We start from the raw sequence: 14,523 nt of genomic DNA, 5'->3' as shown, positions 1-14,523 counted from the left end.
TTGGTGGCCGTCGAAAACTGTTGTTCGCGATCGGGAAGCTTCGTCGTCGAGCCATGCTTACTCCATCCGCACACGGTGTTCGAAGCCGTCGAACGTCATGAACGTTCGGCAAGTCCTCACGCTCGTCACACCTGACGGCGCATATGGAGGACCCGCCCGGGTTGCGTTCAACCAGGCGGGTGAGATCCGCGCTCAAGGACACGCCGTCCATCACGGGCGCTTTCCGTGGGTACCGCAACCGCCCGACGTGCTCTACGGCACCAACGTGCGACTGTTCCGGGGGCGACAGGTCGTGCCCTTCACAGGTCACGCCGGTATCGCTGCCCCCTCTGCGCTCATCTGGATCTTCAAGAACCGCAACAACGTGGATGTCGTGCTTCACGTTCACCTCGGCAGACACCTGATGTCGATGCCCGCAGCGTTGCCTGCATTGCTGCTCAAGAAGCGCGTCATCGTGCAGACCCAGGGAATGATCGTCAAGTCGAAGCACGTGATCGCACCCCGGCGCAAACACGTGCGTTCTCCCCTCACGCTTGCTCACGGTCGTCCTGCTGCGCGAGCAGTCGCGCATAGCCCGCTCCCATGCCCAGCAGTGCCAGACCCACGACGATGAAGACGACGACACGGAAGATGCCGTCCAGTGTCCCGAGATCGAACAGGAACAGCTTGGCCATGGCGGCCGCGACGAGCGCCATGCCGCCGCTGATCGGCAACGACCGCTGCGCTCGCGGAACCTTTGCGGCGTAGCGGAAAACGGCTGCTGCCAACGTAATCCAGCAGATCGTTGCCGCTACATGCCCGGCGAAGAAGCCTTGAGCCTCACCGCCGAGCAGCACGCCGGCCGTCACGGCGAACATAGTGATCCCGTACAACGCGACCGCCGCCGCGGCGGCCCACGACCAGTCCTTGGGCCACGACCACGCGATCGCCACGGCGCAGGCCACCATCAGCAAGCTGGCGATGAGCGTCGACACCGCGATCGGCGTAGCCAATGCGGTCGCCGAGACCAACGTCGATAGCGGCGCGTAACCGAGATAGCACAGTCCGCCCACGACACCGAACCCCAGCGCACACCACCGAGCGACCCGATGACGCCGGCCCCCGACGGCCACGACGACCGCCATCGCGAAAAGCACGGGCGCCGCGACCGGGCCGTCGAATGCGACCGTCACCGCAACGAGCGCCGACACCGCAGCCAATGCAGACCAGATCGTCCGCACCGATGAGGTGACCATCGACAGCCGGCCACCGGCGAGGACGATCCCGAGTAGTGCCGCTGACAGCAGTGCAGCCATCAGCGAAGCGAAGACTCGGTCGACGGCCGGGGACGCTGCCAACACGGGCATCGTCCCCGCCGCGCTCAGCAGTGCCATCGCCACCGCATTCTTGGTGTGCGGCAGCAGGATCAACGCGCTCGCAATCGCGAGCGCACCCGCCACCGAACACGCAACCGCCAGCAGGGGCGACTGCTTGGAATCAAAGCTCGACAATGCGAGGGCGACGAGAAGCGGAAGCGTGCTCACTGCCATCCGCGCAGCGTGCATGCCGAGCCAGTCCCTGCCCAGTTGCACTGGCACCGACGCCGCGCTCAACGCCAACATGAAGCCCACCAGCAGCAAGGTGATGCCGTCCGCGACCACGGGCGCGAGACCGATCAGCGGGACCAGGACCAGAAGGCCGAGGTGCTCGGAATCCCAACGGCGCGCCAGCATGAGGCCGGAAACGGCGACGGCCGCCGCGATCACCAGACCGGCTGGAGCCGACACCCATTGGTAGATCGTCGTCATGGCGATGACGTCGATGTATGCGGCCGCAATGCCCGTGGCGGCCAACGCAATCGCACCCACCCGACCACCCGGCCGTTGGTTGAGTCGCCATGCCACTGCGATCAGTCCGCCCGCCAGGGCCGCGCCCGCGAACACCCGGAACTCCGGACGTAGGACCCCCGCCTGGGCGGCGAGGACGAGCAGAAGGGCCACGCCGACCAGCGTGACGGCAACCCCCGCCACCGCGAGTGCCTTGCCGATCCAGCCTTCCGATCGCCGTGTTGCCGGCTGCGGCGCTGCCTGCGGGACGGGAGGCCTCACCGTGGGCGTCACGGGTGGCCACGGCAACGCCTGCGGCTGCGGCTGAGGCTGGGGCTGGGTGGGTCGCTCCGCCACGATCCGCTCGAGCTGCCGCAAGTCGACGGACGCCCTCGCCAAGTACGCAGCGATGGCTGCGAAGTCGGACGACAACCTGGCGATGACGGCCTGATCCGGTTCGGTCATAGCGCCATCGTGGCACCATCCGGGCTCGATGGGATGAGTAGTACTACCCGTCGGCCCTATTCGTCGAGGCCGTGTTCGATCGCGTAACGCGCCAACTCGACGCGGTTGGCCACCTGCAACTTCCGAAAGGTCGCCTGCACGTGGTTCTCCACCGTGCGGTGGCTCAAGGACAGTTGCTCGGCGATCTGCTTGGCGGTCAGCCCCTTGGCGACATGCCTGAGGATCTCGGTCTCGCGTTCGGTCAGGCTGGGGGTGGCTTCGCCGCCGGGCGCCCGCGCGATCCGCCGGTACTCACCCAGAACCAGACCCGCAAGCCCCGGCGTGAACACCGCACGGCCCTCGGCGGTCGCTCGAACCGCCTCCGCGAGTTCGCCCTTCGACGCGCTCTTCACCAGATAACCCGTGGCACCGGCCTTCACCGCCTCCAGCACGTCGTCGCGTTCGTCCGACGCCGAGAGCACCAGGATGCGCGAGGACGGGGACACCGTCAGCACCTCGGCGGTGGCTCCTGCACCGCTGCCGTCCGACAGTCGCATGTCCATCACCACCACGTCGGGTTTGACCACTGCCGCGCGGCGACGAGCCGAGCCGACACCGTCGGCCGTGGCGACGACGGTGAAACCCTCCTCTGCGAGGTCACGGGCGACCGCATCACGCCAGATCGGGTGATCGTCCACGACCATCACGGTGAACGTGGAACGGTCAGCTCCCATTCGGTCCCCCTTCCCGGCCCGGTGTTCAACCGGGCGCTACCGCCCAGCCAATTCATCCGCCCGACAATCGATTTCGATACCCCGAACCGGCCTTCGTGGACGGCCTCCTCGAGGCGCCCAGCCGGGATCCCCAGTCCGTCGTCACGAACGCTGACCACGATCGAGTCTTCCAGGTCTTCGAGCAGGACGAAGGCGCGGGCGTCCGCGCCCGCATGGGCGGCGACGTTTTCCAGGGCATTGGCCACCGCCGCGTCGACTTCCGCGGCCACGTCGGCGGAGAGCATGACCGGATCGGGCGGCAGGCTGATCGATACCCGATCAGAGGCGCGACTGCGCAACATCGGTACGAGATCGGCCTCGAGTCCCTGTGGTACAGGCGCGCCCGCGGCACTGACCCACCGCCTCAGCACGCGCTCCTGTTCGCCCGCCAACTCCGCGAGTTCACTTGTTGGACCACCGATCTCACGCCCTCGTCGGGCCACCAGTGCCAACACCTGGATGGCGCCGTCGTGCACCTCCCTGGACAACCGTTCGCGCTCCTCGAGCGACGCCGCCAGCCGGGCCGCTCGCTGCAACTCGGTGTGGGCGCGCCTGGCCGTCTGGGCGGCCATGCCGATGGCCAAGCCGACGGCGAGCTCGATCACGACGGTGGCATTGCGTCCGACGTCGATGCTGAGGTAACCCTTCAGCACCGCACTGGCCGCAACCACCACCAGCCCGATCACCATGCCACCCACCGGCCCGAGCAGGATCGCCGCCGAAATCGTGGCGTTCGTCGCCCACAGGGTCGTCGGCCAGGACTGGTTGTCCAGTGCCCACCGGTCGGAAGCGACGATCTCCGTCGACAGCATCAAGGCAACGACCACCACGACCTCGGCGCACACCCACGTCGGCCGCCGGCCGTACCCGTGGAGGTAGGCCGCCGCGCAGGCGACGCTCCACGAGATCAGCATTGCGAAGAGGGCCCACCCGATGGCGGGGCGCTCGAGGTCGTCGTTGATCGCGATCTGGAAGCCCAGCGCATAGAGGCAACTCAGCAGCCGGAACACCTGCGCCGCCCGCCACAGTGGAGTGGCGGGGTCCGGTGCGCGTGCCGCCGGCATCACCGCTCTACATCACCTTGGACAGGAATGCCTTCGTGCGTTCGTGCTGCGGGTTGCTCAATATCTCGCGCGGTTTGCCGCTTTCGGCGATCACGCCGCCGTCCATGAACACCAGCTGATCGGCAACCTCGCGGGCAAAGCCCATTTCGTGGGTCACCACCACCATCGTCATACCCTCGCTGGCGAGCTTCTTCATCACCCCGAGCACCTCACCGACCAGCTCGGGGTCGAGCGCGGAGGTGGGCTCGTCGAACAGCATCAGCTTGGGATCCATCGCCAGCGCCCGCGCGATCGCGACGCGCTGCTGTTGGCCGCCGGACAGCTGCGCCGGATAGGCCTCCGCCTTCTCCGACAGTCCGACCTGCTCCAGCAGATCCTTGCCACGGGCGATGGCTGTCGCCTTCTTCACGCCCTTGACCTGAATGGGCGCTTCGATGATGTTCGCAAGTGCGGTGCGGTGCGGGAACAGATTGAAGTGCTGGAACACCATCCCGATGTCGCGGCGCTGCTTGGACGCCTCTCGGGGTGGCATCTCGTAGAGCTTGCCGGCCCGCTCGCGGTAGCCGATCAGATCGCCGTCGACATAGAGCCGGCCGGCGTTGACCACCTCGAGGTGGTTGATGCAGCGCAGGAACGTCGACTTGCCCGATCCGGACGGCCCGACCAGGACCAACACCTGGCCACGACCGATCTCGAGTGTGACGCCCTTGAGGACCTTGAGCGCACCGAAGTTCTTGCAGACGCCTTCGGCTTTCACCATCGGCGTGGTCACCGAGTCGGAAACTGCGGTCATGTGTGCCCCACCTCTCCCAGCGTCTGTGCCTCAGCAAGTGCGCCGAGCTGTTTGTCGGTGAGCTTGCGGGAGGCCCCCCGGGAGAAGTAGCGCTCCAGGTAGAACTGTCCGACCATCAGGATGCTGGTGATCAGGAGATACCATGCGGCCGCGACCAGCAGAAGCGGGATCGGTTGGAACAGCACCGCCGAGATATCGCGCTGACGCCCGAACAGGTCGAACGTATAGGGCACCGCGGCCACCAGCGACGTGGTCTTGAGCTGGCCGATGAACTCGTTGCCGGTCGGAGGAATGATCACCCGCATGGCCTGCGGCAACACGGTGCGCCGCATGGTCAGCAGCCAGGACATGCCCAGCGCGGTGGAGGCCTCCGACTGCCCTTCCGGCACCGAGCTGATGCCGGCGCGGATGATCTCGGCCAGGTAGGCCGCCTCGTTCAAACCCAGCCCGATGACGGCGAGGAGGAAGTACAGCGACAGGTTCTGGACGTTCAGGGTGAAGAACGTCGGACCGAACGGAATGCCCAGTTGAATGTTCTTGTAGATCGTCGGGAACAAGCCCCAGAACACCAACTGGACGTAGACCGGGGTGCCGCGAAAGATCCACAGGTACACCCAGGACACCGAGCGGAACACCGGATTGGGCGACAGCCGCATGACCGCGAGTAGCACGGCCAGCACGATCGCCAGGAACATCGACAGGACGGTCAGCTCGAGGGTGACCCGCACCCCCGACACGATCCGTTCGTCGAGGATGTACTTGCCGAAGGTGCTCCAGCCGTACGCGTCGTTCGTCGCCGCGCCGTACAGAAACAGCGCGACGAGGATGACGATGACGATCGCCGTCACCCACCGCCACGGGTGCCGCATAGGGACAGCATTGATGACGGCTGCACTATCGGGTGGCGACGAAACGTCAACGCTCATCAGTGAATCCGGCTATCAGCTGGTCGCGCCGTTGATGACTGGCTTGTCGATCATCCCTGCCTCGACACCCCAGTTCGACGCGATCGTCTTGTAGTCACCGGTCTCGATCAGGTGCTCGAGGGCCTTCTGCAGCGACGCCGCCAGCGGGGAACCCTTCGCCACGGGCCAACCGTAGGGCGCCGAATCGAAGACCTCGCCGGCCTGCTCGAGCTTGCCGTTGCTCTGCTTGATCGCATACAGCGTCACCGGGGAGTCCGCCGACATCGCATCCGCCTGGCCGAGGATGACGGCGTTGGTGGCCTGATCCTGGCCGTCGAACTTCACGATTTCGATCGCCGGCTTGCCCGCGTCGGTGCACGCCTTGCTCTTGGCCGGCAGCTCGTCGACTTCCTGCGTAGTCGTGGACTGCACCGCGACCTTCTTGCCACAGGCGTTGTTGGGGTCGATGTCCGAACCCTGCGGCTTGGCCCACAGCGAGCCGGCCGAGAAGTAGGTGACGAAGTCGACGGCCTGCTCGCGTTCCTTGGTGTCGGTGAACGACGACATGCCCACGTTGAAGGTGCCGCCCTGGATCGACGGAATGATCTTGGAGAAGTCCGCCTCTCGGTACTCGGCCGTCAGACCGAGGGTGGACGCGATCGCGTTCATGAGATCGACGTCGAAGCCGATGATCTTGCCGCTCGAATCCTTGAACTCGTTCGGCGTGTAGGGCACGTTGACTCCGACGATCAGCTTGCCGGAGGACTTGATCTCCTCGGGGACCGTATTGGCGATGTCGTCGACCTTGGCGGCCTTCACCGCGGTGGTCTCCGTCGTCGGACCCGTAGTGTCGGTGTTCTTGGTACAGCCCGACAGAATCAGCGCACCGGATACGGCAATCACCGCAGCGCCGCGCCACCAGCGTCTGCTCGCTCGACGGCCTTGAAGTTCAGCTACCACGTTGTCTCTTCTTTCTTCATCGGGTCGCCTTTCATTCACCACGGGCGACGACGTGACGAACAATAGCGGGGTAAACGCGCTGTAGTAGGTGAAACTTAACGCTGGTCGTCGATCTGTGCTGCGCAAAGCGACAACGCGGTGAATCGGGTTACGACCGCGGGGGGCGCTGTGCGACACTTCCGGCATGACCACCCCTGCTCCCCCACCTCTTTTGCCACACCTGTGGAAAACAGCCGCCGTGTCGGGCGTGCTGGCCATCGCCCTCGGTGTCGCCATCGTGGCGTGGCCCGCGATTTCGATTGCGGTCGCCGCCATCTTCTTTGGCGCCGGCCTGTTGCTGACCGGAATTCAACAAGTCTTCTTCGCCTTCAGTCTCGACGTGTCCGCGGGCGGGCGAGTTCTGCTGTTCATCAGCGGTGCAGCGTCGCTCATCCTGGCGATCATGGCCTTCCGCCATCTCTACGACGCAGTGTTGTTGCTCGCAATCTGGATCGGTGTCGGCTTCATCTTCCGCGGCGTGGCGACCACGGTGTCCGCGATCAGCGATCCCACGCTTCCGGGTCGCGGATGGAACATCTTCGTGGGCATCATCAGTTTGATTGCCGGCGTCGTCGTTCTGGCCTCTCCGTTCGACTCGATCGGGACGCTGGCGTTCGTCGTGGGCATCTGGCTGATCGTCATCGGCGTCATGGAGGTCATCTCCGCGATCGCGATTCGCCGGACCACGAACCAGGTGTACGAGGCGCTCGCGCCTGGTGCGCACGAGTCCATCGAGCCGACGCCGGAGCCGACGAAGACCGAGGAAGCAAGCACCTAAATACCGTCTGGGCTTGCCGCTAGACTAACTACTACAATATGTCGTAGATATAGCCGGCAGCCCCGGGGAGATGGTGCACATGAACACGCTCGACGTGTCACGGTGGCAATTTGGCATCACGACCGTCTACCACTTCATCTTCGTGCCGCTGACCATCGGGCTCGCGCCCCTGATCGCCGTCATGCAGACCGTTTGGGTGATCACGGGCAACGCCGCGTGGTACCGACTGACCAAGTTCTTCGGCAAGCTGTTCCTGATCAACTTCGCCCTCGGCGTGGCGACCGGCATCGTGCAGGAATTCCAGTTCGGCATGAACTGGAGCGAGTACTCCCGATTCGTCGGCGACGTCTTCGGTGCTCCATTGGCCATGGAGGGCTTGGTCGCCTTCTTCTTCGAGTCGACGTTCATCGGCTTGTGGATCTTCGGCTGGACCCGCCTTCCCCGACTGGTCCACCTGGCCTGCATCTGGATCGTCGCCATCGCGGTCAACGCATCGGCGTTCTTCATCATCGCTGCCAACTCGTGGATGCAGCATCCGGTGGGCGCCCGCTACAACCCGGAAACCGGGCGCGCTGAGCTGACGAGCATCGTCGCGCTCTTCACGAACAACACTGCGACGGCGGCGTTCTCGCACGCGGTGTTTGGAGCCTTCCTCACCGCGGGCACCTTCGTCGCGGGCGTCTGCGCATGGTGGTTGCTACGGGCCCGTGACAGCGACGACGCACGCACGATGTACCGGCCCGCTACCATCCTCGGCTGCCTGGTGACGCTCGCCGCGGCGGGTGGCCTGTTCCTGACCGGTGACACACAGGGCAAGCTGATGTTCCAGCAGCAGCCGATGAAGATGGCGTCGGCGGAGTCGCTGTGCCACACCGAGACCGATCCCGACTTCTCCATTCTCACCGTCGGTACCCACAACAATTGCGACGCCGTCACCCACCTCATCGAGGTGCCGTACGTCCTCCCGTTCCTCGCCGAGGGCCGGTTCGACGGCGTGACGTTGGACGGTGTGAAGGACCTTCAGGCGACCTACGAGGCGAAGTACGGTCCGGGCGACTACCGGCCCAACCTGTTCGTGACCTACTGGTCGTTCCGGGCGATGATCGGATTGCTCGCGGTACCAGTACTGTTCGCGATGGTCGCCCTGTGGCTGACCCGCCGCGGGCGGATCCCCGATCAACGCTGGTTCGGTTGGTTCGCGTTGGTGACACTTCCGACGCCGTTCCTGGCCAACAGCGCGGGGTGGGTGTTCACCGAAATGGGCAGACAGCCGTGGGTAGTGGTGCCCAACCCCACCGGCGATCAGATGCTGCGTCTCAACGTCGCCGACGGCGTCTCCCATCACTCCGCAGGCATGGTGCTGACGTCGCTGATCGTCTTCACCGCTCTGTACGCCGCGCTCGCGTGCATCTGGTTCTGGCTGATCCGGCGCTACGTCGTCGAGGGCCCGCTCGAGCACGACGCCGAGCCTGCGCCGCCGACGCCACCCGGTGACGCCGACGTCGCACCGTTGTCGTTCGCGTACTGAGGAGGCCGACATGGGACTACAGGACTTCTGGTTCATCGCCCTGGCGGCGCTCTTCGTCGGCTTCCTCGTATTGGAGGGCTTCGACTTCGGCGTCGGAATGCTCATGGAATTCTTTGGTCGCCGTGCCCCGATCGGCCAGCGCGAACAGCACAAGCGCGCCGTTCTCAACACCATCGGTCCGGTCTGGGACGGCAACGAGGTCTGGCTGATCACCGCGGGCGGTGCCATGTTCGCGGCATTCCCCGAGATGTACGCGACGTTGTTCTCGGGCCTTTACCTGCCGCTCCTGGCCATCCTGGTCGCCATGATCGTCCGCATCTGCGCAATCGAGTGGCGCGGCAAGATCGACGATCCGAAGTGGCGCGCCTGGGCCGACATCGCGATTGCGGTCGGATCGTGGCTACCCGCCGTGCTGTGGGGGGTCACGTTCGCTGCACTGGTTCACGGACTACCCGTGACCGCGGACAAACAGATCGAGCTCTCCATCACCGATCTGCTGAACGGCTACATCCTGCTCGGCGGCCTTGCCACCGCGGGCCTGTTTGCATTCCACGGCGCCGTCTTCGTCGCCCTCAAGACCGAGGGCGTCGTCCATGACGACGCAGTCCAGTTCGCGGGCCGCCTCGCGCTGCCGGTGACTCTCGTCGCGGCGGGGTTCGGATTCTGGACCCAACTTGCCTACGGCAAGGACTGGACGTGGCTGGTGCTGGGCGTCGCGGTCGTCGCGCAGATCTCGGCCGTCGTGCTGGTGTGGAGCCGCGGTGGCGACGGCTGGGCCTTCGGCTGCACGGCGACCGTCGTCGCTGCGGTGGTGATCCTGCTCTTCGGCTCGCTCTACCCGGACCTGGTGCCCTCGACGCTGAACCCGGACTGGAGCCTGACCGTCCACAACGCGTCGTCTTCGCCCTACACCTTGAAGATCATGTCGTGGGCGGCCCTGATCTTCACGCCGCTGGTGATCGGTTACCAGGCGTGGACCTATTGGGTCTTCCGCCAACGCATCTCCGCCGACCGGATCCCCGCACCGATCGGCCTTTCACCGAAATGATGCGGCGCCACCTGGCGGCGACGGCGGGCTGCGGAGTGGTCATCACCGGCGCAGCCATCGCCTGCGCCGTACTTCTGGCGCACCTCCTGGCAGGCATCATCACCGAGCCCGAGTCCCGCACGTTGGGCCACTGGTCAGTCACTCTGTGGGTTCTGTTGGCATTGTGGACCGTTCGCGTGCTCGCACACTGGACCCAGGCCCGTTTGAGCCAACGTGCCGCCACCGCCGCGATCGCGGACCTCAACCGGCGACTGCTCGCAGGCGTCACCGCGCTCCCGCCGCGCCAACTCGCGGCGCGTCGCGACGAGGCAGCGGTGCTCGTCACGCGGGGCCTCGACGGATTGCGGCCCTACTACACCCGCTACCTGCCCACGGTGGTCCAAGCCGCCGTCCTCACTCCGGCCGCAGTGGTGGTGATGGCGTGCTACGACCTGCAGGCCGCCGCCATCGTCGCGATCGCACTGCCACTGGTTCCTGTGTTCATGGTGCTCATCGGCCTCGTCACCGCCGAACGTTCCGCGGCGTCCCTTCAGGCGATGACCACGCTGCAGTCGCGACTGCTCGATGTGATCTCCGGCATCCCGACCCTCCGTGCGCTTGGCCGCGCCGACGGACCGGAACACCGGATCACCGAACTCGCGGCAGCCCATCGCCATTCGACCATGGCAACACTTCGCATCACGTTTCTGTCCGCGCTGGTGCTCGAGTTGCTCGCCACCCTCGGCGTCGCGCTGGTCGCCGTCAGCGTCGGGCTGCGACTGGTGTTCGGCGAGGTGGAACTGGCGGCAGCGCTCACCGCGCTGCTGCTGGCGCCCGAGGTCTTCTGGCCGTTGCGCCGCGTGGGAGCGGAGTTTCACGCCGCGCAGGACGGCAAGACGGCCAGGGCGAAGGCGTTCGCGCTGCTCAACGACTCCGCACCACCCCCCGACGGGTCTCTGGTGCCCACCGGTACGTCGATCCGACTCGAGGGCATCAGCGTCACCAGCCGCAACGGCGACGCACCACACCGATTGTCCGCGGACGTCGAACCTGGCACGGTCACGGTCCTCACCGGACCCAACGGCGCAGGCAAGTCCACGGCGCTGCACGCCATCCTCGGCCTCGTCACCCCGACCTCGGGTCGTGTGATGGTCGGCGGGGACGACGTCCACGCGCTCGACCTTCGGCAGTGGTGGAGCCAGATCGCCTGGCTGCCCCAGCGGCCCGCCTTCGTCCCCGGCACCGTCCGCGAGAACCTCGAACTATTCGGCCGCATCACAGATCTCGACGATGCTTGCCGCCGAGCCGGTTTCGACGACGTCGTGACATCGCTTCCCGACGGCCTGGCCACCATCCTGGGCCGGGACGGCACCGGCCTGTCGCTGGGCCAACGTCAGAGGCTGGCACTGGCCCGGCTGTTGGGCTCGAAACGGCCGATTCTCCTGCTCGACGAACCGACGGCACACCTGGACGATGCGCGGGAAGAGCATGTCCTGCAGTCGATCCGGGAGGTCGCGCGAGAGGGCGCCGCGGTGCTGATGGTCGGTCACCGTGAGGTCATCCGAGCCGTCGGCGACCACGTCATCGAGGTCGGGGGCGAGATCCGTGTCCCCCACTGAGACACGCACCGACCCACTGGTCGCGGGCCTCGCCCTGTTGCGTCCCCGCCTGCCGCGCCTGGCGATGGCCGTGGGCTTCGGCGTGTTGGCCCTTGGCAGCGCGCTGGCACTCGCCGGCGTGTCGGCCTGGCTGATCGCCAGGGCCTGGCAGATGCCACCGATTCTCGACCTCGCCGTCGCGGTCGTAGCCGTGCGTGCACTCGGCATCTCCCGAGGCGTCCTGGGCTACTGCGAACGACTCGCCTCGCACGACACCGCCCTCCGGGCCGCCGGCTCGACTCGCGCACGGCTGTACCGCCTGTTGGCCCACGCGCCCGCCGACACCGTGATGCGGTTGTCTGAGGGCGACATCGCGTCCCGCGTCGGCGCCTCGGTCGACGAGTTGTCCGACGTTCTGGTCCGCGCGGTGCTACCCATCGCAGTGGCGGTAATTCTGTCGACGGCGTCCGTCATCATCATCGCCGTGATCTCGCCCGCCGCCGCAGCCGTGCTCTTCGCGTGTCTGTTGGTCGCCGGCGTGATGGCACCCTGGCTGGCCGCACGTGCCGCCACCGCCGCGGAAGAGCTTGCCGTACGGCATCATTCGGCCCGGGATGTGTCCACCATGCTGGCACTCGAGCATGCGCCAGAGCTACGCGTGGCCGGTCGGCTCGACGGCGTCATCGCCGACGCCGTTCGTAGGCAACGCGATTGGGGAGCGGCCGCTGATCGGGCCGCATTGCCCGCCGCGTTCGGCGCCGCCGCCCCGGCCGCTGCGACGGCCGTCGCCGTCCTCGGCACCGTCGTCGTCGGGATCTCTCTCGCACCTGTCATCGCACCGACCACGCTCGCGATCCTCGTCCTGCTGCCCCTGTCGGCGTTCGAAGCCACCACCGCACTCCCCGCGGCCGCCATCCAGCTCACCCGCAGCCGAATCGCCGCCGGACGCCTCCTAGACCTGACCGCACCCGATCCCACGGCCCGACTCCGACCGACGTTCGAGCCACCCGACGTTCTCGAGGGTGACCGGCTGGCCATCGTCGGTGCCAGCGGATGCGGCAAGACGACGACGCTGATGGCGATGGCCGCAGAGCACGAAAACCCCTTGACCGCAGGCTTCTTCCCCGAGGATGCGCACCTGTTCGATACCACCGTGCGCGACAACCTTCTCGTCGCCCGGGGTGACGCAGAAGATCGCGAATTGATCGCGGCACTGCACGCCGTCGGGCTGCGCGACTGGCTAGAGAACCTGCCGGACGGGTTGGCCACGATCCTTACGGGCGGAGCCGCAGCGGTTTCCGCGGGACAGCGACGTCGGCTGCTGCTCGCCCGCGCGATCATCTGCGAACTGCCCATCGTGCTACTCGACGAGCCGACCGAACACCTCGATGCCGCTGACGCCGATCGGATTCTGCGCGAACTGCTGGCGCCGGATGGACTCTTCGCGCCCCGCCGCACCGTCGTCGTTGCCACGCATCACCTGCCACGCGGTGTGACCTGCCCCGTGCTCTACCCTCGGCAGACATGACGGGCCCCAGAAACGGACCGGGCACCGCAGCGCTCGTCGTGGCGATTGCCGGCCTGGTCTTCTGCTGGTCGGTCGTGGGCGGCATCGTCTGCGGCGTCGTCGCGGTCATCCTCGGACTCCGCGGCCGCGGTCGCGCGGCACGAGGCGAGGCCAACAACGGCGGGATCGCCACGGCCGGAATGGCACTCGGTCTCGTGGCGGTCGTCGTATCGTTGGCATTCGCCGTGATCTGGGCGTACGCGTGGCGCGACGCCGGCGGTACCGATTATCTGGATTGCGCGATGCAGGCGGGCAACGATCAGAAGGCCGTCCAGGCCTGCACGGACAAGTGGTTGGACAACATTCAGGGCAAGTTCAGCATCAGTCCGCCGCGCCCGACCCAGGGAAGTACTTGACGATTCCCTCCTGAACCACGGTGGCCAGTACCCGCCCGTCGCGGTCGAAGAAGTGGCCGTTGCCCAGTCCGCGGGAGTCCACGGCCACGGGTGACGTCGTCGAGTACAGCACCCATTCGTCGAAGCGCGCGGGGCGGTGAAACCACACCGAGTGGTTCATCGTCACTGCGAAGATGCGATCGAAACCCCACGACAGGCCATGGGTGGTGATGATCGAGTCGAGCACCGTGGTGTCCGAGGAATAGACCAGCGCGGCGGCATGGATCACCGGGTCGTCGGGCATCTGGCCCCGCGCCTTGAGCCACACCCGGTTGTGGGCGAGCCGCTCTCCCTTGTCGCGCATCACCCAGGCCGGATCGTTGGTGTAGCGCCACTCGATGGGTTTCAGGGCCGCCACGAAGTGCGGCACCAAATCCTCGTAGCCGATCAGCAGGTCCTCGATGCGAGGCACCGACAGCGGGTCGGGGACGTCCGGTGCGTCGACGCCGTGCTCGAGGCCGCGGCCACCCGCCAGATGCGACATCAGCGCGGAGGCCAGCAACGCGTCGCCCTGCATCACGTCGACCCGCCGGTTGGCGAAGCGGCGTTCGTCTCGCAGTCGCACCACGTGGAACTCGAGATCCCGTTCGGGGTCACCGCCCGCGATGAAGTGCACCGACAGTGCACTCGGCGGCAGTTCGTGCTTCAACGTGCGACTGGCCGCGACGAAGGCCTGCGCCATCATCTGGCCGCCGAACGTCCGGATCGGGTTCTTGCTCGGGTGCGAACCGGTGAAGGTGTCGTCGTCGACGCGGTGAAGGTCGAGTACCGCCAGCAGCTCTTCGAGGTCAGCGCTCATTGCTCTTCGCGAAAGCGCTCATCGAAGCCACTGCCTGGCACGTCGTCT

Annotated in this window: 13 protein-coding genes; 6 read left to right on the top strand and 7 right to left on the bottom strand. The window is 66.4% G+C overall.

Annotated elements, in window-relative coordinates; all coding sequences use genetic code 11:
- Positions 1-527: 527 nt before the first annotated feature.
- Genes VET27_RS06465 through VET27_RS06440 form a run of 6 tightly spaced genes read right to left on the bottom strand, consistent with a single transcriptional unit; the run spans position 528 to position 6,744 of the window.
- The gene (locus VET27_RS06465) at positions 528-2,270 is read right to left on the bottom strand and encodes a DUF2339 domain-containing protein (RefSeq protein ID WP_526516245.1); all 1,743 of its coding nucleotides are present in this window, start codon (positions 2,268-2,270) and stop codon (positions 528-530) included.
- A 56-nt stretch (positions 2,271-2,326) separates the two neighbouring features.
- Positions 2,327-2,983: a response regulator transcription factor gene (locus VET27_RS06460; RefSeq protein ID WP_526516243.1), complete on the bottom strand. Its 657-nt coding sequence runs from the start codon at positions 2,981-2,983 to the stop codon at positions 2,327-2,329.
- Positions 2,953-4,086: a MacS family sensor histidine kinase gene (gene macS, locus VET27_RS06455; protein WP_526516241.1), complete on the bottom strand. Its 1,134-nt coding sequence runs from the start codon at positions 4,084-4,086 to the stop codon at positions 2,953-2,955. The genes VET27_RS06460 and macS overlap by 31 nt, the downstream gene beginning before the upstream one ends.
- A 7-nt stretch (positions 4,087-4,093) precedes the next feature.
- Entirely contained in the window at positions 4,094-4,846 is a 753-nt protein-coding gene (locus tag VET27_RS06450; RefSeq protein WP_526516258.1) for an amino acid ABC transporter ATP-binding protein, read from the bottom strand.
- 29 nt (positions 4,847-4,875) lie between these two features.
- A complete protein-coding gene (locus tag VET27_RS06445) occupies positions 4,876-5,805 on the bottom strand; it encodes an amino acid ABC transporter permease (protein WP_526516239.1) in 930 nt (309 codons plus the stop codon).
- A 15-nt stretch (positions 5,806-5,820) separates the two neighbouring features.
- Positions 5,821-6,744, bottom strand: a complete 924-nt coding sequence (locus VET27_RS06440; protein WP_526516237.1) for an ABC transporter substrate-binding protein — start codon at positions 6,742-6,744, stop codon at positions 5,821-5,823.
- A gap of 166 nt (positions 6,745-6,910) precedes the next feature.
- Here VET27_RS06440 and VET27_RS06435 point away from each other — a divergent pair, with 166 nt between their 5' ends.
- The 6 genes from VET27_RS06435 to VET27_RS06410 all read left to right on the top strand — a co-directional run bounded on the left by VET27_RS06435 (position 6,911) and on the right by VET27_RS06410 (position 13,637).
- Complete coding sequence (locus tag VET27_RS06435; protein WP_526516256.1) at positions 6,911-7,561, top strand: HdeD family acid-resistance protein; 651 nt, start codon at positions 6,911-6,913, stop codon at positions 7,559-7,561.
- 79 nt (positions 7,562-7,640) lie between these two features.
- Positions 7,641-9,089 (top strand): cytochrome ubiquinol oxidase subunit I, encoded by a 1,449-nt coding sequence (locus VET27_RS06430; protein WP_526516235.1) that lies wholly within the window; start codon positions 7,641-7,643, stop codon positions 9,087-9,089.
- Positions 9,090-9,099: 10 nt separating this feature from the next.
- Complete coding sequence (gene cydB, locus VET27_RS06425) at positions 9,100-10,137, top strand: cytochrome d ubiquinol oxidase subunit II (protein ID WP_526516233.1); 1,038 nt, start codon at positions 9,100-9,102, stop codon at positions 10,135-10,137.
- Entirely contained in the window at positions 10,137-11,735 is a 1,599-nt protein-coding gene (gene cydD / locus VET27_RS06420) for a thiol reductant ABC exporter subunit CydD (protein ID WP_526516231.1), read from the top strand. The genes cydB and cydD overlap by 1 nt, the downstream gene beginning before the upstream one ends.
- Positions 11,736-11,799: 64 nt before the next feature.
- On the top strand, positions 11,800-13,242 hold the full coding sequence (locus VET27_RS06415) for an ATP-binding cassette domain-containing protein (RefSeq protein ID WP_526516254.1): 1,443 nt from the start codon (positions 11,800-11,802) through the stop codon (positions 13,240-13,242).
- The gene (locus VET27_RS06410; protein ID WP_526516229.1) at positions 13,239-13,637 is read left to right on the top strand and encodes a DUF4190 domain-containing protein; all 399 of its coding nucleotides are present in this window, start codon (positions 13,239-13,241) and stop codon (positions 13,635-13,637) included. Before VET27_RS06415 ends, VET27_RS06410 begins: the two co-directional genes overlap by 4 nt.
- Here VET27_RS06410 and VET27_RS06405 read toward each other — a convergent pair.
- Complete coding sequence (locus tag VET27_RS06405; protein WP_526516227.1) at positions 13,603-14,475, bottom strand: acyl-CoA thioesterase II; 873 nt, start codon at positions 14,473-14,475, stop codon at positions 13,603-13,605. The genes VET27_RS06410 and VET27_RS06405 overlap by 35 nt on opposite strands.
- Positions 14,476-14,523: the final 48 nt, after the last annotated feature.

Origin of the sequence: Mycobacterium sp. (assembly GCF_035633495.1) — a bacterium.
Classification (GTDB): domain Bacteria; phylum Actinomycetota; class Actinomycetes; order Mycobacteriales; family Mycobacteriaceae; genus Mycobacterium.
Note: the sequence above shows the minus strand (reverse complement) of the source record. Positions and strands in the feature narration are given on the sequence as shown.

Bases quoted from the DNA above. Each gene is read 5' to 3' on its own strand.
- VET27_RS06450 (WP_526516258.1), bottom strand. From the start codon at position 4,846: ATGGTGAAAGCCGAAGGCGTCTGCAAGAACTTCGGTGCGCTCAAGGTC.
- VET27_RS06465 (WP_526516245.1), bottom strand. From the start codon at position 2,270: ATGACCGAACCGGATCAGGCCGTCATCGCCAGGTTGTCGTCCGACTTC.
- cydD (WP_526516231.1), top strand. From the start codon at position 10,137: ATGCGGCGCCACCTGGCGGCGACGGCGGGCTGCGGAGTGGTCATCACC.
- VET27_RS06445 (WP_526516239.1), bottom strand. From the start codon at position 5,805: ATGAGCGTTGACGTTTCGTCGCCACCCGATAGTGCAGCCGTCATCAAT.
- VET27_RS06410 (WP_526516229.1), top strand. From the start codon at position 13,239: ATGACGGGCCCCAGAAACGGACCGGGCACCGCAGCGCTCGTCGTGGCG.
- VET27_RS06405 (WP_526516227.1), bottom strand. From the start codon at position 14,475: ATGAGCGCTGACCTCGAAGAGCTGCTGGCGGTACTCGACCTTCACCGC.
- VET27_RS06460 (WP_526516243.1), bottom strand. From the start codon at position 2,983: ATGGGAGCTGACCGTTCCACGTTCACCGTGATGGTCGTGGACGATCAC.
- macS (WP_526516241.1), bottom strand. From the start codon at position 4,086: ATGCCGGCGGCACGCGCACCGGACCCCGCCACTCCACTGTGGCGGGCG.
- VET27_RS06430 (WP_526516235.1), top strand. From the start codon at position 7,641: ATGAACACGCTCGACGTGTCACGGTGGCAATTTGGCATCACGACCGTC.
- cydB (WP_526516233.1), top strand. From the start codon at position 9,100: ATGGGACTACAGGACTTCTGGTTCATCGCCCTGGCGGCGCTCTTCGTC.
- VET27_RS06415 (WP_526516254.1), top strand. From the start codon at position 11,800: ATGGCCGTGGGCTTCGGCGTGTTGGCCCTTGGCAGCGCGCTGGCACTC.